Raw genomic sequence first — 22,735 nt, 5'->3', positions numbered from 1 at the left:
CCATCAATCAAGGTTCTGAATCCCACCATGAAGTACATGAACATTTTACGATTGATTGGACTGGCCACGCTGCTTACCGCAGCCTGGTCAGCCCAGGCCGAAAACAACCCAAGCGGTGATTCGGCCACTTCTCCTCTTGAAGCGGCCCGCTTCTCTGAATTCCCGACCGACGTGCGCCAGCAACTGCTGGCCATGTTGGATCAATATCAGCTTGATCCCCAACGCTTGTCTGACTGTGTTGACCAAAGCCGTGAAGCGGCTGTTCCTGAATCAGGCACGGTTGCAGCTCCAGACACAGGCTCAGACCCGGAAATAAACGAGGCTGGTGCCCGGTTTGAATTGAACTGGGACCAACTGACCGCCTGTCTCGAACAACCAATCCAGACCCTTGATGAAATTGTGGTCACCGGCAAATACATCGGGCTGGACGTCGAAGTGCCGGAAATTGCCGGTCGATATGTAATGAACCGCGCCATGATCGACGCCAGCCCCAAAGGCAATGGCGAAATCAGCGAACTGCTGGCGGTATTGCCCGGTGTGCAGCTGGGTGACGAAACCCTAAGTGCCGACGAAGCCGGTGAAATCAAGGCCAAGCGAGTATCCATTTCCGGCGGTCAGGCCTGGCAAACCGGATTCTTTCTGGACGGTGTGAACATCAACAGCCGCCAAGACCCGGCGTCCTACAACCGCGATGTTGCCAATATCAACGACGTTGCTGGCAGTGCCCAGTCGGTCAACATTAACGAACAGTTGGTCGAAACCATCGAGGTGTTTGATAACAACATCCCGGCCCAGTACGGCGACTTCAGCGGTGGCGTGGTGGAAGTCAGCACTCGCGAGCCGGACGACGAATTCCGTTACGGCATTGGCGTACGTGCCAACAACAGTAGCTGGGGTGAATATCACGTCTTTCTGAACGATGAAGACGTCGAATTGCCCAGTGAGCCAGAGTACGAAAAACGCTCCTACAGCCTGAATATGGAAGGCCGTATCGGCGACCACCACAAGCTGATGCTGGTGGCGAACCACAGCACCAGCGACATCACCAAGGTGTCATTTGATCAGGCGCAACAGACCAGCCGCGAAAACAGCAATCTGATGCTCAAGCTGGTGCAGCAGGATTTGTGGGTCGACCAGCTGGAATGGACGGTGAATGTATCGCCCTATGAGAGCAAGGACCTGCTGGTCAACGTCAAGGACAGCGATATCTCCATCAAAGGCGGCGGTTACAGCACCAGCCTGAAGCTGCAGCAGGAATTCGACGACTTTACCCTGAAAAGCAAACTGGCCTACAACCTCAGTGAGAACTCCCGCCGGGCACCGCAGCATTATTTGCCGTGGATCAAATCGTTGGGTAAGGAATGGGGGATAGACGGTACCGGCTTGTCCCGCGAGGGTGGTTATGGCGATATCGACAAAACCCAGCAGACGCTAGGGTTTGACCTCGACCTGACCAACATGTCCTGGCATTGGGGCAACAGTCAGCACTGGTTGCAGGCCGGTGTGCAGCTGAACCATGAGCAACTGGAACGCCAGCGCTACAACGACAGTTACGTTTACAGCAACGCCCAAAACGGCATTCAGGACCTGAACTGCAGTGGCTTTACCCTCGACTGTATTGAGCTGCAACGTTCGATGACTGAGGAAGAGCTGGCGGCGCAGCTGGGTGTCGATGAGCTCGACTTCAACAACGCCGAGCACATTGCCGCTTATGAGGCCACCATCATCAGCTCGCCGCAATACTTCAAGGTACGTCGTGTTTACCACGCTGAACACATCAATGTGGCGGTCAACAAGGCGGCGGCTTTCATCACGGATACGGTCGACTGGCACAACTGGACCCTGAACCTGGGGCTACGCTACGAAACCGACGACTTTTTTGGCAACCACAACATTGCACCGCGCATCGGTGCTGGCTATCGCCTGTTCGGTGACGAAGACCGCCTGATCACCCTCGGTTTTAACCGCTACTACGACTCCAATCTGCTGACCTACAAGGTTCGCGAGAAACAAACTCCGTACAGCATTGAAAGCCGTGCCTTGAACAGTGACAACTACGTTCAGGGATGGCAAACCGCGACCGGTAGCGGCGGTGATCGTTATGTTTATCAAGACGTTAAAACGCCCTACAACGATGAAGTCGTGGTGGGCTGGAAACACGCCACCTGGGCGGGTAACTACTCGATCAAATACGTGCAGCGTTGGCAGCGTGACCAGCTGGTGCGCTCCGATGAGGACTACTACAACCCGACCGATGGTTACACCTATCGTTATCAGGTGAACGAAGGCGAAGGCCTCAATCGTCGTGTCAGTGTGTCGTGGGCTCTGTCGTTGGATGAGCACAGCCTGTGGGCCAACAGCAGCTATCAGATTTCCCAGAGCTACAACGGTGGCTACGACAGCGCAGCGGAAGACACCGATGAAGCCGATCTGGTCGCGCTGTATACCGAAGATGAAAACGGCGAGGGGGTTTATACCGAAACCAGCCGTGATTCGCTGGAGCGCTTTATCAGTGAATTTGGTCAGCCTCTAACGGTGAACTTTGGCTGGAGCAGCCACTGGTCCGACCGCTGGATGACCAGCCTGTTTGGCTCTTTCCGGGGCGGTTACAAAAGCTGGCGTGATACCGGCAGCGAGTACGAAAGCACTCAAATCATAGCCAATAGCGATGGCTCAGGGGCGGGCACCAGCCTGGCGATACCTGTGTATGAAGAATACCGGGTACCCAAACGCTGGCTGTTTAACGCCGCCATGTCGGTGAAGGTATTCAACGGGGAGCACCATCAGCTGACCCTGCGTACCGACATCAACAACCTGTTCAACAGCCGTACCTTCACCGTCGCAGACGGTGACTCCGGTATCGAGCTGGGTCGTCAATTCTGGTTTGGAGTGAACTATGACTTCCGTTAATCGCTGGCAGACCCCGCTGAAAGGTGCTGTGAAGAAAACGGCGTTTGTTGCTATGGCCGTTGTGTCTACTGTGATGACAACGAGCCTGTCAGGCTGTGCCGTGTGGCAGGCCGAGCAGGATTCAAACGCGGCATCGCAAGACGCCAAACACCAGCGCTTTGACCCCGATCCTCGCATTGTCAGTGAAACCCTGGACAACGGTTTGTCGGTCTATCTGGTCGACACCAGCCAGAATTTGCAGCAAGCCACAGCGCGTCAGCAGAGCAAAGAAGAAAGCCATCAGGAACAAACACCGGCACAGACACCGGCACAGACAAACAGACCAGCCACCAGCGAACTGATTGTGCGCTTGGTAGTGCATACCGGCTCGGTGGATGAAGCCGACGATCAGCTGGGTGTTGCACACATGCTGGAGCACATGGTGTTCCATGAAACCGAAGATTTCCCCGAAGGGCTGCATGCCAGATTCAAGCAGCTGGGCTGGATGACCGGCCGGGAAATCAATGCGGTTACTCGTGAAGAACTGACCCAGTTTTACGTGCGTTTGGCCGGTTCCGATGCCCAGATTCGTACCCAGTTAACCCATGCGCTGGCGGTGCTTTCCAACATCGCCACCAAGGCTGCTATTCAGCCGGCTGCCTGGCAGCAGGAACGGCAAGTGGTGCTGAACGAATGGCGTCGTTCCGATCCCAAGCGCGATCGGGTGAACCGCGCACGTAAGTACATTGTGCGTGACGGTAGCCAGACTGCTCAGCGTCCAACCATCGGTACCTATGAGAGCATCAATGCGCAAACCGCCGATCAATTGCGAGCGTTTTATCGGCATTGGTACCAGCCAAATAACATGTCGCTGGTGATTACCTCGGCCTTGCCGATTGCTGAACAGCAGGCGCTGGTGGCGGCATCATTCGGGCGTCTGGAGGCGGATCATCAGGTGGAACCCTTCTGGCAGCGCAGCTGGCGTCAGATACCAGTGCAGCCTCGACTGACGCTGGGCACCATTGAACGTCAATCCGCCCTGCGTGTGGTCGATGGCGTGCGTTTGCCGCTGGGCAAATCGAGTGAGCGGGGCGATGTGAAGCAACGCATGATCGAGTATGTGCTGCGCAAGGCATTGCGAGCGCAACTGTACCGACAGAACGATGCGCTGGACGACGCTTTCATCAGCATGACGCGCTCGGAGCTGGATGGTAATACCCAGGTGGTTGGTTTTGTGGTGCGCTCCATCAATGATGCCCTGCCAGCCAATGAGCAAAACGTTGCCCGCTTATTGCAGCGGTTGCGAACTGAAGTTGCCCGCTTGCAGCAGTTTGGTATTCAGCCGGAGTACATCAACAAGGAGATTTCAGAAACTCTGGCCCTTGCCACCAAACTGAAAAACCATCCATCGGAGCCCGATGCCGCCCAGTGGCAGGATCGGATAGTGAACGCGCTGATTGACCATGATGAACGCACAGAGCCGGTGCAGTATTTTGCCGAGCTGGAAGCCGTACTGTCTGCCATGACCGCGGATGACGTCAACCAATGGCTGTCGCAACACTGGTTAAGCAGCGCTGACCGTTTCTTTTACGTCGAGGGTATTGATGCCGAGAAGCTGGATGATTCGCAGCTGATCGCGTTGGATAAACAGATTGCGATCACGGACCAACAGCCAGCTCAGGCTCCGCTTAAGCCAGAACATCAGCTGGAAGCACCGGTAGAGCTGGATTTGTCCGATCTGGTCGTCGAGGCATCCAAACAGCAGCAGTCCGGCAGCTCAGCGAATATCTCAGGCAGCGCAGCTAGTGCGACAAATACCAGGACTCTCGGCACGGCCATTCAGCAGTGGGCGCTGGGCAATGGGGATTCTGCGGTGGTTGTGACTGTGCCTGTGGGTAAAGGGCCTGTGGGTCAAGGGTTTGCTGATCGAGAGGCGGGCAGCGGTTCCCCCGAGCTGTCCCAGTTGCAAGTACGCGGCGCTTCCGCGGCGGGTTATGGCTCAGTGATTGAAAACGGTAACCAGCCAGAGGACGTTCAGCGCGCCGCCGATCAGGTGCAACTGCGGCAGTTGGCGATGCAGCTGGGTGAACAAAGCGGTCTGCCGGGCTGGAGCGAGTGGCAGTTTACGGATTGGAAAAAACGCCACGGCGTACACTGGAGTATCGACCAGTCGGCCCGACAGTTGTCGTTGGATCTGAACCTGTCGGATGAACAGGCCTTTGGTAACGACACCCAGGGGCTGCTGAACGGCATGTGCCTGATCCAGCAATGGCGCAAGCAGGGCGCGCTGAATGACGAAGCGATGGCGTTTATCAGCGATCAATACAGCCAAAAGACCGCCAATATTGAGAAGCAAGCCCGCCAGCAGGGTGCAGATGACGCGAAGCGGACCAACAAACAACGCATCACCGATGCTCAGCTTGGAAAACGACCGTTCCGGGTTGATATCGATTGGTCGAAGATCAAGCGAGAGCAGCTGGATGCCTTGTATCGCCAACAAATGCAGCAACCGGTGCAGTGGTTGATTCGGGTGCCTCAGTCTCGCGTGTCAGAACTGCAACAGGCCATAGCAAGCTGTATGGACGGTGTTGAGGCACTGCCTTCCAGCGCGAATGCTCTTAACAGCGACAATACGGCAGCGAATGCCAACCGGGCTACTCTGCGGCAGTCTCCGCAAGTACGCCAGGTGGATGGCAAGCAGCAGTTGCAGCTGACTGGCAAGGCTGAACACCGCGCCGAGTATCAGGGATTGGGCGAAGCCGAGTACCAGTGGTCGGTTACCAATGAGTTGATACTGCCAGTGGTGCAGGAACTGGCGGTCAAGGCATTGAAGCAACGACTGCGACAGGAACTGCAGGGCATTTACAGCGCCCGCTTTGCGCTGGAACCAGACAGCGACAGTCAGGCATTGAAAGTGACGCTGTCGTTTGAAACCGCACCGCAGAGACTGGATGAAATCGCGTTGGAAAGCCAAAAGGTGCTGGAAAGTTTGTCGGATCGGTTTACCGATGCCGACATACAGCGGGTGCTGGACTTTCATCGTCAGCGCATGCTGCTGCCGCAGGCCCAACCGATTCTGTCCGTGCAGTGGCTTGACCAGTACCGTCGCTATGAAGGTCCCCTGGCGTTGTGGTCGGCCTTGCATCAGTCTGCAAGCGAGGCTCAAGGTGCGGCCTTGATCTCGCGATGGCAGCAGGCGTTGCAGCACGTATCGGTGGCGGATGTTCGGACGGCGATAAGCCAGTGGGTACCACCGCAGAAGTGGTTGCAGGTTTATACCCGCGCGGCGAAATAACCAATCAGGCTCGCTAACCCTGATCAAGGCCAAGCCCTCTGGATCGATGATTCAGAGGGCTTTTTTGTACCTGTGAGTGGATGACTAGGGACCCTAGAGAAAATTTAAACAGCCAGTCAGTTTGCCAGACAATCCGTCATTGAACAGCTGTTAAGTGTCGACAATGGCAATGCAAATAATGAGAACTGGGTCCGGAAACGCCAATTCATCGGCTTCGGCGTTGACGTTTTTTTATGGGTGGTGAAAATTCGAGCCATTCGGAGTGAGGGGCTTCCTCATCCCAAAGAACCAAGAAAGAACCCAGCTCGAAAAACACAAAAAAAGAGATGTCACAGGAGGTGATGTATGTCGCAACCGTTATCCGCTGACGCGGCCGCATCCATGTCGGCGTTGGCGTTAAAGTTTGAACTTGAAACCGGCAACCGTATTCGTTGGCGTAATGCTCCGGAAGGTATGGCGGCCATTTTGAATATGTCGCTTCATTCCGGCCGCGAAGAGCTGGTCGCCTTGGCCAATCAGGTCGTCGCCAAACTCTGTGATGTCTGGTTGAGCGAGCTTGCCAGCCGTGGTCTGAATGTCGCGGGTGCAAGTAACTATCGTGGCGCGACGCCGCTGGTGGCAGACAACACCCAGCCTAAAAAAGCGAAGCAAACCACGTATCGTGGGGTCACCAGTCAGACGACTTCCGAGGCCCCTGTCGCTGCTAAACGCCAGCGCATGTACCGTGGACAGGTTATTGAGGATTGATCGTTTCTTTCTAATTTTCTAATTTTCTAACTTTCTATTTATACCTGAAGCAAAACCTGAACGTCCGTTTTGACCTTTACCCTGAGAGCTTTACCTCAAACCAGCGGTGGTATTGATTGGCAACGATGCCAGCCAGTCCACCACATCCAATGCGATCGATGGCAGATCTTCCTCCGGCTGTTCGATATCTTCCTGGCCGTACCAGCGTTGCTGCAGCCAGGCACAAAACTGATCCAGTGCAGCGGTACTGGTGTCGCCCTTTGGCGTCGTTGCATCTGTTGATGCTGTACCTGTTGGTGCTGCTCCTGTTAATGCTGCCGCATAGGACGTCATCCGGGCTTGCCAATGTTCAATCGGTTCGCCGGTGTTGCGCTGCAGCCCCTGCAGTGTTGCCATCCGGTCAATCCAGCGATGGCAATAATCCAGATCCTCTTGCCAGTTGTGGTATTTCCGTTTTTGCAGGCGATATTGAATCCAGCGTTGCAGTGATGTTGCCAGCCAGCGTTCGCGGTAATACCAGCCTGCGGTCGCGGCGATAGCAAACACGAACAACAAGGGCCAGGCGTTGGTGAGTAGCCATAAGAACCTGCCAACCACAAATCCCACCGGTGCCAATAGCAGCCAATACAGCGCAGACCAAATCCAGCGGCCAAGTTGACCCAGCAGGTTGACCAAGGTGTCTGTGATGGAGTGAGTTTGAGCGGACTCCAGCTCGCTCTGCTGGCTGCGGTGCTGAATGTAACGATTCAGCTGGTCGGCGGTGCTGTTAAACCAGCCTTCGTCTGCTGTGGTTGGGCGCGGGTAGGCTGGCGTCGGTTCGAAGCTGAGCCACTTGCCTTCAATCCAGGCCTCTGCCCAGGCATGGCCGTCAATGGCGCGCAGTTCGAAGTAGCCTGTCACCGGGTTGCGCTGGCTGGCGCTGAAACCGGTTGCCAGCCGCGCAGGGATACCAAGGCTTCGCAGCATCACCACCATGCTGGATGCAAAGTGCTCGCAGTGGCCGCTTTTACGATCAAACAGGAAGGGCGCCAGCGGCGTATTGCCCTGATTATCGATCACCGATTGCAGGCTGAATTGATAGTTTTCCCGTAAATAACTTTCCAGTTGCTCTGCCCGTTGCAGTGGTGTTCGGCCAGCTTGGGTGATGTTGCTGGCGAGTTTGCTGATGCGCGGGTCCATTTTGGCTGGCAGTTGCAGATCATTGGCATCCGGTGCGGGCAGTCGACTGATGCTGCGGCCATGGATATGTTGCGGCTCACTGACGACGGTATAGCGGGTGTCGGCTGGCAGCGGCTCTGCGGTCACCGGGTGATGCCAGCGATCACTGGCAATGCTGCTGGCTGCAATGGCAACGCGAACCGGGGTATCGACGGCGGGTAGCCAGGCGCCAACAGGGTGCTTGACGGTAAATTCCTGATACAGCAAGCCCTGATCGGATTGTTGTCCGTGTTCAACGGGCAGCTCGAACTGGCCATCGCCATTGGGTAGCCACTTCTGCAAATGGTCTTGCTCGGTGCGCCATTGGCGTCCATCAAAATGGTTAAAGTTACGGACTTTTACGTAGTGATTGCGTGGCTGGGGGTGGTCTGCATGGCTGGCGTAGCTGGTTTTCATCAGCAGCACTACCGCATCCAGATCGAGCCCGGAGGTGGTTGCCGGATCACGGCTGTCGACGGCGTCTTCAATGGAAAACTGCTGGCGAAAGCCCGGGTAATCATAGGCTTGCTGGTTGGCAGGAATCTGGTCGCTTTCCCACAAGGCTTTGGGGGCCAACGAGCTTTGTTCGTCTTGTGACTGTTCAGTTTTGCCCGTGTCTGAATCTGAATCTGCCGGTTGCTGCTGCGAGCGCTCGGCTTCAGCATCCCACAGCGGATTGCTGATGCTGCTTGTTTGGCTCAGTGGCATCACGGTGCCGCCAATATTGGCTTGCGGAGGCATCGGCAGCAGTAAATACGCCAACAGCGCGAGTCCAACCACCGCTGCGGTTGGCAGCCAGGGGGCCATGCCGCCAACATGCCCAGGTGTCTTTGCTGAATCTGGGTGTTTTGTTTCAGCAGATTGTTCGGTGTTCAGTTCCCGCCAAAGCGCTGGCAGCAGTAAACACACACACGCGCTGTAGGCCAACATCAGCATCAAATAACTGGCTGACGTCGATTCAGCAGCGCCAATCATCAAGGCGGCAAAGCCGGATGCCAGTCCAACGTAGTGGCGCTTGGAAGCCGCTTGAGCAGTCTCGCTGGTCAGGTTCAGCGCCAGCTGGCTGGCCACCAGTAAGGCCATCAGGGCCAGCATCAAATCGGTGGTGAACAGCAGCATCAGAAAGCACAGCAACCCCAGGGCTGCGATGGCATTGCCGAACACAAGGCGCTGTTTGGTATCGGGACGATTGGTTTGCGCCATGCGTAGGCAGGCATAGCTGCCAGCGGCGGCCAACATGGCCAGTAGCAAGGCAGCCCCCGTGCTGCTAAACAGAGTGGCAGCGGCTCCCAGTAGGCCAAGGCCAAATTGGGCGCTGTGCCAGAGAGCGAACGGGTTGAGGGAGCGGGGTAGTGGTTTAAACATGGCGGTTCTTTTTGTATTCACCCGAATCACATTTCGCGCAGCCAGCGTTGCAGTCGACTGGACGCGTGCAGTTTCAAAATCCGTCGGTTCGGGTTGGTACCCGGTTCCGACTGCCAACCTTCGGGCCACTGCTGCATGGGCTGATCAAAACTCGCATCACAAAGCTGAATGTCCAACACACTGGCGCCGCTCGCCAATGGCAAGCGCGACACATCCACTTTTGTCAGTTGGCTCTGGTTGCGGATCAGAATCAAAGTGCTGGCATTGGCCCCCGTCAGTGCACTGCCGATGACTGATTCATAAGTCTGAACATTGAGGGAGTGTGTTTGCCACGGATTTGCCCGGGTCAGCGCCATCAGGTAATCCCCTTCTTGGCTGCGGCTGTTGCCGCCAACCGCAACGTCAAACGGATGTTGGCCACCGCACACCAGCCGTATGGAAACGCCGTTTTGTTGCGCCCAGTGCATCATCGACGCGGCAAGGGTGATGCTGTGTTCAAAACTGCACCTTGGGTATGGGCCAAGATTGCTGGCAGGGTCGGCGTCGAGTACCAGCAGGAAGTCCTGATGGCTGATGCTGTCGAACTCTCGCACCATCATTTGCTGGTGGCGGGCTGACGCAGCCCAGTGAACGTGACGCAATGAATCGCCATGCCGATAGTCACGGATGCCTGCGTATTCATTGTGTGCCAGAGCAGCACTGCTGTGGGTCGGGGTGGGTGCCATCGGTTGCGGCTGAGCAGCAGTGGTCGCTGGTATGGCGGTAATGGGCACGATCTCGGGCTCAATCAGTAACTGGCAGTGTGCCAGTGGCACTGTGCGGTAGTGGGTTTTCAGTCCGAATGGCCAGCTGCATCCAACTCGTACATGCGTTAGTTCGAATAGGCCGCGTTGGCCGGTTGCGACCTGGATGACAGGACGGTCCTCGGTTGTCCAGCAGACCAGAGTGCGGCGTGCGATTGCGGATTCTGTAGTTTCCGAATTGACGTTTTCAGTGTCAGTGCTTTCTGAATAGCTATTCGATACGAAGGGTAACGACTGTTCGATAACGCACATGGCCAATGGGGCATGGGAACGCAGTCGGTATTCAATACTGACCTTGCCATTGGCGTGGGCCTGTCCGGATTGCCGAGCTGACACCTGCACAGAGCGTAACGGCAGCAGCGGCAGTAACCAGCTGGCCAGCCATAAGGCCAATACCAGTGCCACCATGCCGTACAGCAGATTAATGCCACGATTCCAGGCCACCAGAAAACACACGACGGCGATCACCAACAACAGCCGATGGCCACCCAGTTGGGCTCGAGTGGCTGCCAGGGCCGGATGCGTGGACGCAGCCGCCATCAGACTGTCTCGGTTGGGCCGTTGGTATTGGCTGTTTGCCCGGATGTTTGTCCCGAAGCTTGTCCAGACGAGTGCTCAGAAGTCTGTTTAGTGTCGTCGTTCGGCTGCTTGGGCGTAGCCGCTGTTTGGTCTGGCAGTGGCAGGTCGGCAAACAGCTTGCTCCAGAACTCAGCCCGGGCTTCCGCTTTTTGCAGCGCCGGGTCGCGGAAAATAATCCGATGGCTCAATACCGGCTCGGCAAGCGTCTGTACGGTGGCTGGCGTTACCTGTTTTTTACCGGTCAGCAACGTCAGGGCGCGGGCGGCGCGCATCAGCGCCAGTGCGCCGCGTGGGCTGGCTCCCAGTGTGACTTGCGGATGCTCGCGGGTGGCGCGCACCAGTTGATTGATGTATTCGAGCAGGCCTTCGCCAAGCGGAATCTTGTCGCAGTGGGCTTGCAGCGCTTGCAGGGCTTTTTCGCTCATCACCGGTTGCAGGGCGTCCAGCGGGTGACCATTAAGCTGGGATTTCAGAATCTCCAGTTCCTGGGCTTCACTCGGGTAGCCCAATGACAGCCGCATAAAGAAACGGTCGAGCTGGGCTTCCGGCAGCGGGTAAGTGCCGCTGAATTCAACCGGGTTTTGGGTGGCGATCACCATAAACACCTTGGGCAAGGCATGGATATCGCGGTCGAGGCTGACCGTGCCTTCGGCCATGGCTTCCAGTAATGCCGACTGGGTACGGGGCGTGGCGCGGTTGATTTCGTCGGCCAACAAAAGATTGGTGAACACCGGGCCCTTGATCAACTCAAAGCGATGTTCGCTCTGGTTGTAAACGCTGACGCCGGTAATGTCCGACGGCATCAGGTCGGGGGTGCATTGCAGGCGTTTCATGTCCACCTGTACCGATTTTGCCAGCGCCCGCGCCAGTGTGGTTTTGCCCAAACCGGGAACGTCTTCCAGCAGCAGGTGGCCACGGCACAGCAGGGTGGTGAGTGTCAGCAGCAGCGATTGAGGCTGGCACATGACGACGGACGACAGGTTCTTGTGCAGTTGTTGCAGCGCGGCGACCGGGTTGCTCACAGGGAATTCCTTGAATGGCTGGGCAAATAGGTCGGTCAATATAAAGAGCCTGTGTGACAAGCGCAAAAATTGGCGCACATAACAGCCACTGCATTTGTTCTCAGAGTCGACAGTGGGGTCTTGTAACCAGCGGTTTTACTGGCACACTGAGGCATTCAGAGGGTTCCTTGCCTCATACTGGACGGATATGAAATCAGCCCAAATTATTTATAAGGCCATGGCGTGTATCGGCGTTTCGCTGCTGTTGCAGGGGTGCTCGGATGATTCCTTGAGCCGCGCCATCAACAGCCCGCATCCGGCGGGTGAAGACAGCCAGCAAGTCGTTTATTACTCCAGCTTTTCCCAACGCCCAAAGCATCTGGACCCGGCGCGTTCCTACAGTGCTGATGAAGGCCGCTTTATCGACCAGATATACGAGCCGCCGCTGCAATACCACTATCTGAAACGGCCCTATGAGCTGATTCCGTCAACCCTGACCGAAATGCCCGTTATTACCTACACCGATGCCGACGGTAACCCGGTCGCGGAAAACGATCCTGCACTGGCCTTCAGCACCTATACGTTGACCATCAAACCGGGCATTCGCTATCAGCCGCACCCGGCCTTTGCGCAAAATGACCAGCAACAGCCGCGCTATCGATTTGCCGATGCCACCGCATCGGCGGGCTACCGATCGCTGGCGGATTTCACCGAAACCGGCAGCCGTGAGTTGGTGGCTGAGGACTATGTTTATCAGCTCAAGCGGATTGCCGATCCGGCCAACCTGTCGCCCATTCGAGGTGTGCTGGCGGAGTACATTGTTGGCATGGACGAATTCGCCGAAACCGTCAGCGAGGCCCGCAAGCAACAGCAGGAAAGTGATCCCCGTTATCAGCAAACGGGCTGGCTCGATTTGCAGCCGTTTGATTTTGCCGGTGTGCAGGTGCTGGGCAAATACCAATACAGCATTCGCCTGAAGGGCAAATATCCGCAGTTCAAATACTGGCTGGGTATGCGCTTTCTGGCTCCGGTTCCCAGACTGGTGGACGAGTTTTACCACCAGCCCGGAATGGCCGACCGTAACATCGTGCTGGACTGGCACCCAGTCGGCACTGGCCCCTTCATGATGACGCAGAACGATCCCAACGAAGCCATCATTCTGCAACGCAACCCTAACTACCACGACGACCGCTATCCGTCAGAAGGCGAACCAGGCGACGCCGAACACGGTTTGCTGGCCGATGCGGGCAAGCGGTTACCCCTGATCGACAAGGCAGTGTATCGACTTGAAAAAGAAAGCATCCCACTGTGGACCAAGTTCTTGCAGGGCTATTATGACCGTTCGGGCATTGGCAGCGACAGTTTTGATCAGGCGGTGTCGGTCAGCAGCACGGGTGTTGATCTGAGTCCGGAGCTGAAAGAGATGGGCATCAGCCTGAGTGTCGAAGTGGTGCCAGCCACCTATTACTTTGGCTTCAATATGCTCGACCCGGTGGTGGGCGGGCAGTCGTTGCCGGAGGCCGGACAACCAGCCGATCCAGAAGCCCAGGAACAAGCCCGGGAACGGGCCCGCAAACTGCGTCAGGCCATCGCCATTGCCTACAGCGAGGAAGACCGTATTTCCATTTTTCTGAATGGCCGGGGTGAGACCGCCCAAAGCCCGATTCCGCCAGGCATCTTTGGTTATCAGCAAGGGCCAGAGGGCATAAACCCTTATGTGTTTGACTGGGACCCGACCATTCGCAAGGAAGGCTCGGACAGCGTCGGCGCACCGGTTCGCAAGCCCATTGACGTGGCTCGCAAGCTGCTGGCGGAAGCCGGTTACCCGGATGGCCGTGATGCCAAAACCGGTGAACCCCTGGTGTTGAATCTGGATACCCCAACCGGTGGCGGCGCTGCCAGTGCCCAGCAGGTTTGGTTGATCAAGCAATTCAAGAAGCTGGGTATTCAGCTGAATATTCGCGGCTCTGACTACAACCGCTTCAAGGACAAGATGCGTTCGGGTAACGCCCAGCTGTTCCAGTGGGGTTGGTCGGCGGACTACCCGGATGCCGAAAACTTCCTGTTCCTGCTGTACAGCAAGAATGGTCAGGTGATCACCGGTGGCTCCGGGGTTAACGCCAGCAATTTCAGCAATGCGGAATACGATCGCTTGTTTGAACAAATGAAGCTGATGCCGGATTCGCCAGAGCGACTGGCGCTGATTCGACAGATGCTGGAAATCTATCACCACGAGGTACCGTGGGCGTCGGGGCTGCACTTGCACTCTTACGTGCTGGATAACCCCTGGGTGCGTAACACCAAGCCTCATGGCATCAGCACCGCAACCCTGAAGTACATGGGCATCGACAGCCGCATGCGTGAGTCGCTCCGAAAAGAGCGCAATCAACCGGTGTGGTCGCCGCTGTGGAATGTCGGGCTGGTGGTGCTGGTGTTGATGATTCCGGGTTATCAGGCCTATCGCCGCCGCCAGAACCAGCGCGTGCTGGTATCCCCCACAGCCAAAGGAGGGCACAACTGATGCTGGCATACATAGTTCGGCGTTTGCTGTACGCCATTCCGATTCTGATTGGGGTTAACCTGCTGACGTTTGCGCTGTTTTTTATGGTCAACTCGCCCGACCAGATGGCTCAGGCCCAGCTGGGCGACAAACACATGGACCCGCAGGCCATTGAGGCCTGGAAAGCCCAACGCGGCTACGACAAGCCTTTGTTTATCAATGATGCCGAAGACAGTGACGGCTTGCTGACCGACACCATTTTCTTCGATAAATCCGTACGCCTGTTTGTGCTCGATTTTGGCAAATCGGACGAAGGCCGCTCGATCGCCGAAGACATCCAGCAACGCATGTGGCCAAGTCTGGCGGTGGCACTGCCAACCTTTGTGATTGGTCTGGCGGTGAACATTGTCTTTGCGCTGTTTGTGGTGATGTTCCGCGCCAGCCTGTTTGATACCGCCGCCATGGTTGCCTGCGTGGTGCTGATGTCGATATCCGGGGTGTTTTACGTGTTTGCCGGTCAGTTCTTTTTTGCCCGGATGTGGAATCTGGTGCCCATCTCCGGCTATCTGGGCGGGATGGATGCCATTCGCTTCCTGATCCTGCCAGTGATCATCGGCGTGATTGGTGGTATCGGCAGCGGCACCCGTTTGTATCGCACCTTGTTTTTGGAAGAAGCCAACAAGGATTACGTGCGTACTGCCCGCGCCAAAGGTGTGCCTGAATTGACGGTACTATTCCGTCATATTTTGCCCAATGGCCTGATTCCAATTCTGACCAGTGTTGTTGTGGTTATCCCGTCGCTGTTTATGGGCAGCCTGTTGGTGGAATCGTTTTTTGGTATTCCGGGGCTGGGCAGTTACACCCTCGATGCCATTCAGGCCCAGGACTTTGCCGTGGTGCGCAGCATGGTGTTTTTGGGTTCTATTTTGTACATCGTTGGACTGATCCTTACGGACATTTCCTACACCCTGGTTGATCCGCGAGTGAGGTTGTCCTGATGGAAATGCTGATGACGGTAAAACCGGTGTTGCTGTGGAGCGACTGGCTGATTTTCCTGCTGGTGCTGACGCTGATTCTGTTCTTTATCAACCTCGGTAAAAACCCGGTGGCACGCAAACGCTGGCGCTCGGTGTTTGCTTCCCGGGTGGGGATGGCGTCGTTTCTGGTGATTGTGTTCTACGTGCTGATCGCCTTGCTGGATTCGATGCACTTTCGGTATCCACTCGACAAACTCGAAGGCTCGGATGAGCAGCACTACAGTCAGGAGGTCAACAGCCTGCTGGATGTGGTGCTGGAGGACTTGCGTGGCCATGACGAAAAAACCTATTCGTCGCCGTTCGCCATTCACTCCTTCTCGAAGGAAAACCGTACCCTCGAAAACGGTCAGGTGGTGCGTGACTACCCCAGACTGGAGTATGCCGGTAGCCACTTGCGCAAACACGAAACCGTTGGCTCCGATGTGTTTGAACGGTCAATGAATGCGCTGGTTGTGGGGCTCGGCATTGCGCTGGTACTGGCGTTGCTGATTCAGTTGCTGCGGCGGCTGACAGGCAAACAGGCATCGGCATGGCTCCCCTGGAAAACCGTGTACCTGACGCTCGGCGGCTTGATTCTGGTGACTGTCTGGATTTTGCAGGTAGGCGGCTACTACCACATTCTGGGCACCAACAAGGTTGGTCAGGATGTGCTGTTTCAGGCGATCAAGGCAGTGCGCACCGGGGTGTTGATTGGCACGCTGGCGACGCTGATCACCTTGCCGATTGCGGTAATCCTGGGCATTGCCGCTGGCTATTTCAAAGGCCTGATCGACGACGTGGTGCAGTACATCTACACCACGCTCAGCTCAATTCCGGGCATCCTGCTGATTGCCGCGTCGGTGTTGCTGATTGATGTCTACATCGAAACCCACGCCGAGCAATTCCGACTGTCGGCCGAACGTGCTGATTTCCAGTTTTTGGCGCTGTGCTTCATTCTTGGTATGACCAGCTGGACCGGCCTTTGCCGCTTGCTGCGAGCAGAAACCCTGAAGGTGAGTCAGCTCGACTATGTGCAAGCCGCACGGGCTTTTGGGGTCAGCCACAGTCGTATTATTGGCAAGCACATCCTGCCTAATGTCACCCACATTGTGCTGATTGCGCTGGTACTGGATTTCAGTGGTTTTGTATTGGCCGAAGCGGTGTTGTCTTACATTGGCGTCGGGGTTGATCCGTCGATGGCCAGCTGGGGCAATATGATCAACGAAGCCCGCGCCGAGCTGTCTCGTGAACCGGTGGTCTGGTGGTCGGTCAGTGCCGCGTTTGTGATGATGTTTGTATTGGTGCTGGCAGCCAACCTGTTTGCTGACCGCGTTCGTGATGCCTTCGACCCAAGGACGGTGAACTGATGTCGCTGCTTGAAGTTTCCAATCTCACCATTGAATTGCCTGCCAGTCGTGGCCCGTTTGCCAGCCCGGCACACACTTTGGTGAATGGCATTTCCTTCGCCATTGAGCCGGGTGAAATTCTGGCTCTTGTTGGTGAAAGTGGTTCGGGCAAATCGCTGACGGCGTTGTCTATCTTACGCCTGTTACCCGATGCCCTGACGATTATCGCAGGCAGTGTGCAGTTGCAGGGTGAAGAGCTGTTTGCCCTGACCGAAAAGCAGATGAACCGGGTGCGTGGTTTCCGTGCCGCGATGATCTTTCAGGAACCGCAGGTGGCACTGAACCCGGTGCAAACCCTCGAGCAGCAGATAGGTGAAGTGCTGACCCTGCACAAGGGACAAACTGGCCAGGCTCGACGAGATGCCGTGGTTGGGTTGTTGCAGGAAGTTGGCATTCCCGATCCGCAGCAGCGCCTGAGCTGGTACCCGCATCAGCTCTCTGGTGGTCAGAAGCAGCGCGTAATGATCGCCATGGCACTGGCCTGTGAGCCCGACTTGCTGATTGCCGATGAGCCAACCACGGCTCTGGATGTGACCATTCAGAAGCAAATTCTGGAGCTGCTGAATCAGCTGCGCAAACAGCGTCAGCTGGGGGTGCTGCTGATTACCCACGACATGGGGGTGGTGTCGGAAATGGCGGACCACGTGGCGGTGATGCGCCATGGCGACATTCTCGAATACCGCTCAGCAGTGGAGTTCTTTGCCAATCCCCAGCATGAATACAGCCGTCAGCTGATTCATTCATTACCGGAACGCCGTTTCCGACCTTCCCAGCAGCAGCCGCAAGCGCTGCTGACCGTAGACAACCTGAAAGTGTGGTTTCCACAGCGCCAGGGCATTTTGCAGCGTGTCGTGGGCCATACCAAAGCGGTGGATGGGGTGTCGTTGCAAATTCACAAAGGCGAAACCCTGGCTCTGGTGGGCGAATCCGGCTCCGGCAAGTCGACAGTCGGGCGAGCCATTCTGGCACTGGAACAGGCTACCGAAGGCGATATCCGTTTTGACGGACAGTCGTTGCAGGGACTGTCTGACAAGCAGTTTTTGCCGTATCGAAAACGCATTCAGGTGATCTTTCAGGACCCGTTCTCGTCGATGAATCCGCGCATGACCATTCGTCAGATTCTGGCCGAAGGCATGACCAGTCTGGGGTTGGCAGGTAAGGGAGAAGAGCACGAAGCCAAATTGGAACAACTGCTGGAAAGGGTAGGGCTGGAAGCCCAGCATCTGGATCGTTACCCGCACGAATTTTCTGGTGGTCAGCGCCAGCGCATCGCCATTGCTCGTGCCATTGCGGTTGAGCCCGAATTGATCATTTGTGACGAGCCAACCAGCGCCTTGGATGTGTCGATTCGTGGTCAGGTGATGGAGCTTCTTCTGGAGCTGCAGCGTGATATGGGGCTGAGCTATTTGTTCATCACTCACGACCTGTCGATCATTCCGCATCTGGCCCATCGGGTCGCGGTGATGAAAAACGGCGTATTGGTGGAGCAAGGGTTGTGTGCCGACGTGATGGACGCCCCGCAGCACGAATACACCAAGGCATTGCTGGCAGCAGCGCCGGTGCTTTAAGGACCCTCTGAAAAACTCTGCACAGCTCTGCGCGTGTCCTGCAGGTTGTCATTGGCTCTCTACAACCTCGCGGCGAATGCAGCGGAATGGCTGGCCCTTTCCAAATCGGGCCGCGCAGGTTCGCCAACACCGGTCTGGCGGGCTGCAGGTCGCGCCCTACGGGGATGGCAGGGCATTGCTGACTCTGTGGCGCTGATTTTTGACTTGACCCATCAGGCCTTCAAATCAGCTTCGTGATTCAGCTTCGCCCTGTCATCCAGAGCGGGCACCGAGTTTTTCAGAGGGTCCTTAATCAAGGGCAGAAATTTCACCGCAAAGGGAGATGAAACCGACATCGCCCTTGAATACCGCGCACTTGCCACCATAACCTGTGGCAATCGTTATTTATGCCTGCCGGATTCCGAGGCAGGCCAATGTCTGGAGCATTGCGTGAGCCAACTGACCCAAAGCCAGGTAGAAACTGCCCTGGCGAGCTACACCGACCCGTACCTTGAAACCGATTTGATCTCAGCTGGTGCCTTGCGCTCGGTGCAGATTGAAGGTGCCCGTGTGGATGTTGAACTGGAGTTGGATTATCCGTCCGAATTCCTCAAGGGCGGTGTTGCCCAGTTGCTGCAAACGGCGCTGGAAAACATCGACGGCTGTGAGCAAGCGACCGTCAACATCGGTTGGCATGTAGACGCCCACAAAAGCCACGACGGCGGCGAAGCGCTGGCGGGTGTGAAAAACATTGTCGCAGTGGCGTCGGGCAAAGGCGGCGTTGGCAAATCGACCACCACGGTGAATCTGGCCCTGGCGTTGGCCAAAGACGGCGCCAAAGTCGGTTTGCTGGATGCTGATATTTACGGCCCGAGTCAGGGCATCATGCTGGGTGTGGCGGATGGCACCCGCCCGGAAACCATCGAGGGTAAGTGGTTTGTGCCGGTGGAAGCCCACGGCTTGAAAACCATGTCGATGGCATACCTGGTTACCGAACAAACGCCAATGGTATGGCGTGGCCCGATGGTGGCTGGGGCACTGACCCAGATTCTGAATCAAACCCAGTGGGGCGAGCTGGATTACCTGCTGATCGACATGCCACCGGGCACCGGTGACATTCAGCTGACGTTGAGCCAGAAATACCCGATTGCCGGCTCGGTCATTGTCACCACCCCGCAGGATATTGCCTTGGCGGATGCCAAAAAAGGCGTCGAGATGTTCCGTAAAGTGGGCATTCCGGTACTGGGCATGATCGAAAATATGAGCATGCACATCTGCTCGAACTGCGGCCACGCCGAACACATATTTGGTGAACACGGTGCGGACCGTCTGGCCGAAACCTATAACACCAGGGTGCTGGGTTCACTGCCGTTGGCTAAATACATTCGTGAGCAGGCCGATGCCGGTACGCCAGTGGTGGCAGCGGATGACTGCTCGGAAGTGGCGATGATGTATCGTCATGCGGCTCGCCGCTTGGCCGTTGCACTGGCTCGTGGTGGTGAGGCCGCCAGCGATATGCCAGAGATTGAAATCTCGGACGATTAATCTGTGTCTGCTGCCGTTGCCGTTGCTGTTGCCGCTGCATCAGGCATCGGCCGCAGAGCGGAAACTTACGGTTTCCGACGGATCTATTCAGCTGATAAGTGTTCTCATTTGGGTGCAAAAGCGTCAGGGCCTTACTGAATAACTCAGTGCCCGGTCCATACCAACCCTTTGTCAGGACAGACAATGACTCCCAGATCCATGCTTATCACTGCACTGGTGGCTGCCGGTGCTTTCTCCGTTGCATTGGCGGTAACCCAATCGCGCCAACACACCTCCAGTGACACCTTGTCGACACCGGCTTCGGACGCCAGCCCGGCTGATTCGACGACGAGTGATCCTTTGCAATTTCCGGCCGACGATTTCACGGTAGAAACGGTTACTGTGAAAACCGCCAGTGGCGAGCAGCAGGTCACCGTGCACAGCTACAAGCACATTCCGTACGTCGCCAACCCGGTTGATGCTGATTACCAGAGTCTGGATGTGCAGGTGCCGGTGGCTATCAACGGTCAGCCGCTGGACGCCGGTGCCGCGCCGGTGCTGCTGAACATCAAGATTGGCGGCTATCGCTCGGTCAACAACGCCAACCCGGATCAAGGATTTGGTGGACGTCGTGGCGGCGAGGGTAAAGGTCGGCCTGCTCCTGGTGAGGGCAGAGCTCAAGAAAGGGTTCAGGGAACGGCTCATGGGATGCAAGCAGGCCTGGAAGTGCCAGCAGAAGGCTTTGGTCCTCGTGACGGCGGCCGTAAAGGACGAGATGGCCCTGATGCTAAGGGCCCAGGCCCGCAACGCGGTGCCCGAATGGGGGAAGGCATGGGCTCAGACAAGGCACAGTTGGCGCTGGCCGCCGGCTATGTGGTGGTTACACCGGGTGCCCGTGGCATCGATAACGTCAATGCCGAAGGTATTTACTACGGCACAGCCCCTGCTGGAATCGTCGATTTGAAAGCGGCGGTGCGTTATATCCGTCACAACGATGCGGTGATGGCGGGTAACGCCAACTGGATTGTGTCGGCAGGTTGCAGCGCGGGTGGTGCCATGTCGGCGCTGTTGGGCGCTTCCGGCAATCAGGACTGGTACGCGCCGTATCTGAAGGCGCTGGGAGCAGCCGATGAGCCCGACAATATCTTTGCCAGCGCCTGCTACAGCCCAATCACCGATCTGGATCATGCCGATATGTCCTATGAGTGGATGTTTGGCAATCAGCCTCTGCGTGGCGAGCTGGTCGACCAGCAGGTATCCGGTCAGTTGCAGCAGCAATACCGTGTCTATCAGTCCGAGCTGGCCTTGCAGGGCCACCATGGTTTCGGCGTGTTGACGGCGGATAACTACGCCGACTACCTCAAGCAGCAATACCTGCAACCCATTGCTACCGCCTACATTCGCAAGCTGGATGATGAAGCGCAGCAGCAGTACCTGACGGACAACAGTTGGATTCGTTGGGATGGCCAGCAAGCAGACTTTGACTTTGCAGACTATGTGGCTGATTTCGGCCGCATGAAAGGCGCACCGTCGTTCGACAGCTTTGAACTGTCGACGCCTGAGAACCAGCTGTTTGGTCTGGATAACCAACGCGCCAATCATTTCACGGCGTTCAGTCAGGACTACAACTCGGCCTCCGAGGCGCCCTTGGCCGATGAGCTGCAACAGCGGGTGAATATGATGAACCCAATGTATTTCGCCACCGCGCCCAAGGATCAATCGCGCAGCGATATTGCACCGCACTGGTGGCTACGCAACGGCAGTCATGACAATAACAACGCCGCGGTGGTGATGTTCAATCTGGCGCTGGGGCTGGAGCAGCAGGGCGTTGATGTGAATACCGCACTGTTTTGGGAAGGCGGTCATTGTGCCGATGATGACCCGCAGGGAATGGTCGACTGGATTGCGGCCATTACCGGTTATAAAGCGGGTAGTGCAGGTCAATGATTGGCTGGAACTGAGTGAACAGCAGACATCAGAACAAGATGTCAGAAAACAAAAAAGCGGCCGTCCATGGCCGCTTTTTTGAGGTGGCGCCGTCATGGTTTCCCATTAACCAAACGCTCCTTGTTTGGGCTGACGCCCGGGTGCTGTGGCTTGGCCACATTCTGACAGCCACGGGTGGCTGCCTGAAATCTGATGCTTCGACTTGGTTCTGTGTCGATAAGAGTGCTGTCAGCTTTGGCATAAAAGCCAGCTAAGTCAGCCTCGCTTTCATCAAAGTATCCGAGCTATTGATAAAAAGGAATATTGGATAATACCGTAGGGTTTGATCGAAAAATTAGAAAGGTTTTCCAGTTGAGAAGCAATCTTATTGGTAGAACCAATAGCGCTGCCAACGATCGAGGACTTTTTCAGGGTAGGTGGTGCGGCCAAGGCTGCCGTTGTAACGAGCCAGTGCCCGTATCCAGTTGCCTTTTTCCTTGTCGAGGTAGTGTTTGAGGATGGTGCAGCCGTAACGCAAGTTGGTGGCCATGCTCATCAGATTATCGTCTTCACGGCCAATCTCGCGTTTCCAGAATGGCATGATTTGCATGTAGCCCTGGGCGCCTACACGGGATACAGCAAAGCGGTCGAAGGCACTTTCAACGTGAATAACCGCCAGCACCATTTCTGGCGAGATGCCTGCTCGGGTGGCTTCCTGATGCACCAGTCGGAGGAATTCCAGCCGTCGTTTGCGGTTCTTGAGTTTGATCCACTTCATGCCAGCCAGTCGGGATTGCATATCAACCAGCCAGACTTCGGCATCAAAACGGTTGGGGAAGGATTCGGCGGCAGAGGCGGCTTCACGCAGGGCCTGACGCAGCTCCGGGTCGTGATTGGGCATGGCTTCTGCCTGGCTCTGGAGTGAGAGACCCCAGAGCAG

At 56.4% G+C, this 22,735-nt stretch carries 14 protein-coding genes; 10 read left to right on the top strand and 4 right to left on the bottom strand.

What is annotated here, in order from left to right:
• The first annotated feature begins 27 nt into the window (after positions 1–27).
• The 3 genes from G516_RS22655 (at position 28) to G516_RS0114285 (ending at position 6,931) form a co-directional block, all read left to right on the top strand.
• Entirely contained in the window at positions 28–2,910 is a 2,883-nt protein-coding gene (locus G516_RS22655; protein WP_051219451.1) for a TonB-dependent receptor plug domain-containing protein, read from the top strand.
• Positions 2,897–6,184 (top strand): M16 family metallopeptidase, encoded by a 3,288-nt coding sequence (locus G516_RS0114290; RefSeq protein ID WP_028294215.1) that lies wholly within the window; start codon positions 2,897–2,899, stop codon positions 6,182–6,184. Before G516_RS22655 ends, G516_RS0114290 begins: the two co-directional genes overlap by 14 nt.
• Positions 6,185–6,529: 345 nt before the next feature.
• Positions 6,530–6,931: a hypothetical protein gene (locus tag G516_RS0114285; protein ID WP_028294214.1), complete on the top strand. Its 402-nt coding sequence runs from the start codon at positions 6,530–6,532 to the stop codon at positions 6,929–6,931.
• Positions 6,932–7,021: 90 nt separating this feature from the next.
• Here the strand turns inward: G516_RS0114285 and G516_RS0114280 are convergent, their stop codons facing one another.
• Genes G516_RS0114280 through G516_RS22650 form a run of 3 tightly spaced genes read right to left on the bottom strand, consistent with a single transcriptional unit; the run spans position 7,022 to position 11,897 of the window.
• Positions 7,022–9,493 carry a transglutaminase family protein gene (locus tag G516_RS0114280; RefSeq protein WP_028294213.1) on the bottom strand — a complete coding sequence of 824 codons (2,472 nt, stop codon included), beginning with the start codon at positions 9,491–9,493 and terminating at the stop codon, positions 7,022–7,024.
• Positions 9,494–9,519: 26 nt separating this feature from the next.
• Entirely contained in the window at positions 9,520–10,836 is a 1,317-nt protein-coding gene (locus G516_RS0114275) for a DUF58 domain-containing protein (protein WP_028294212.1), read from the bottom strand.
• Positions 10,836–11,897, bottom strand: coding sequence for an AAA family ATPase (locus G516_RS22650; protein ID WP_245582675.1), 1,062 nt, complete (start codon positions 11,895–11,897; stop codon positions 10,836–10,838). Before G516_RS22650 ends, G516_RS0114275 begins: the two co-directional genes overlap by 1 nt.
• A 187-nt stretch (positions 11,898–12,084) precedes the next feature.
• Between G516_RS22650 and G516_RS0114265 the strand changes: the two genes are divergently transcribed.
• The 7 genes from G516_RS0114265 to G516_RS0114230 all read left to right on the top strand — a co-directional run bounded on the left by G516_RS0114265 (position 12,085) and on the right by G516_RS0114230 (position 22,070).
• The gene (locus G516_RS0114265) at positions 12,085–14,397 is read left to right on the top strand and encodes an ABC transporter substrate-binding protein (protein WP_028294211.1); all 2,313 of its coding nucleotides are present in this window, start codon (positions 12,085–12,087) and stop codon (positions 14,395–14,397) included.
• Complete coding sequence (locus tag G516_RS0114260) at positions 14,397–15,374, top strand: ABC transporter permease (RefSeq protein WP_028294210.1); 978 nt, start codon at positions 14,397–14,399, stop codon at positions 15,372–15,374. The genes G516_RS0114265 and G516_RS0114260 overlap by 1 nt, the downstream gene beginning before the upstream one ends.
• An 11-nt stretch (positions 15,375–15,385) precedes the next feature.
• On the top strand, positions 15,386–16,759 hold the full coding sequence (locus G516_RS0114255; protein ID WP_028294209.1) for an ABC transporter permease: 1,374 nt from the start codon (positions 15,386–15,388) through the stop codon (positions 16,757–16,759).
• Positions 16,759–18,366: an ABC transporter ATP-binding protein gene (locus tag G516_RS0114250; RefSeq protein ID WP_084645080.1), complete on the top strand. Its 1,608-nt coding sequence runs from the start codon at positions 16,759–16,761 to the stop codon at positions 18,364–18,366. Before G516_RS0114255 ends, G516_RS0114250 begins: the two co-directional genes overlap by 1 nt.
• A 429-nt stretch (positions 18,367–18,795) precedes the next feature.
• Positions 18,796–19,890 carry an iron-sulfur cluster carrier protein ApbC gene (gene apbC, locus G516_RS0114240; RefSeq protein ID WP_028294207.1) on the top strand — a complete coding sequence of 365 codons (1,095 nt, stop codon included), beginning with the start codon at positions 18,796–18,798 and terminating at the stop codon, positions 19,888–19,890.
• Positions 19,891–20,073: 183 nt separating this feature from the next.
• Positions 20,074–21,816, top strand: a complete 1,743-nt coding sequence (locus G516_RS22645; protein WP_036536668.1) for a subtype B tannase — start codon at positions 20,074–20,076, stop codon at positions 21,814–21,816.
• 38 nt (positions 21,817–21,854) lie between these two features.
• On the top strand, positions 21,855–22,070 hold the full coding sequence (locus tag G516_RS0114230; protein WP_028294206.1) for a hypothetical protein: 216 nt from the start codon (positions 21,855–21,857) through the stop codon (positions 22,068–22,070).
• Positions 22,071–22,180: 110 nt separating this feature from the next.
• Here G516_RS0114230 and G516_RS0114225 read toward each other — a convergent pair whose 3' ends face one another.
• Positions 22,181–22,696, bottom strand: coding sequence for a lytic transglycosylase domain-containing protein (locus tag G516_RS0114225; protein ID WP_084645130.1), 516 nt, complete (start codon positions 22,694–22,696; stop codon positions 22,181–22,183).
• Positions 22,697–22,735 lie beyond the last annotated feature (39 nt).

Source organism: Oceanobacter kriegii DSM 6294, from assembly GCF_000422845.1.
Classification (GTDB): Bacteria; Pseudomonadota; Gammaproteobacteria; order Pseudomonadales; family Oceanobacteraceae; genus Oceanobacter; species Oceanobacter kriegii.
This window is presented reverse-complemented; position numbering and strand designations above follow the sequence as displayed.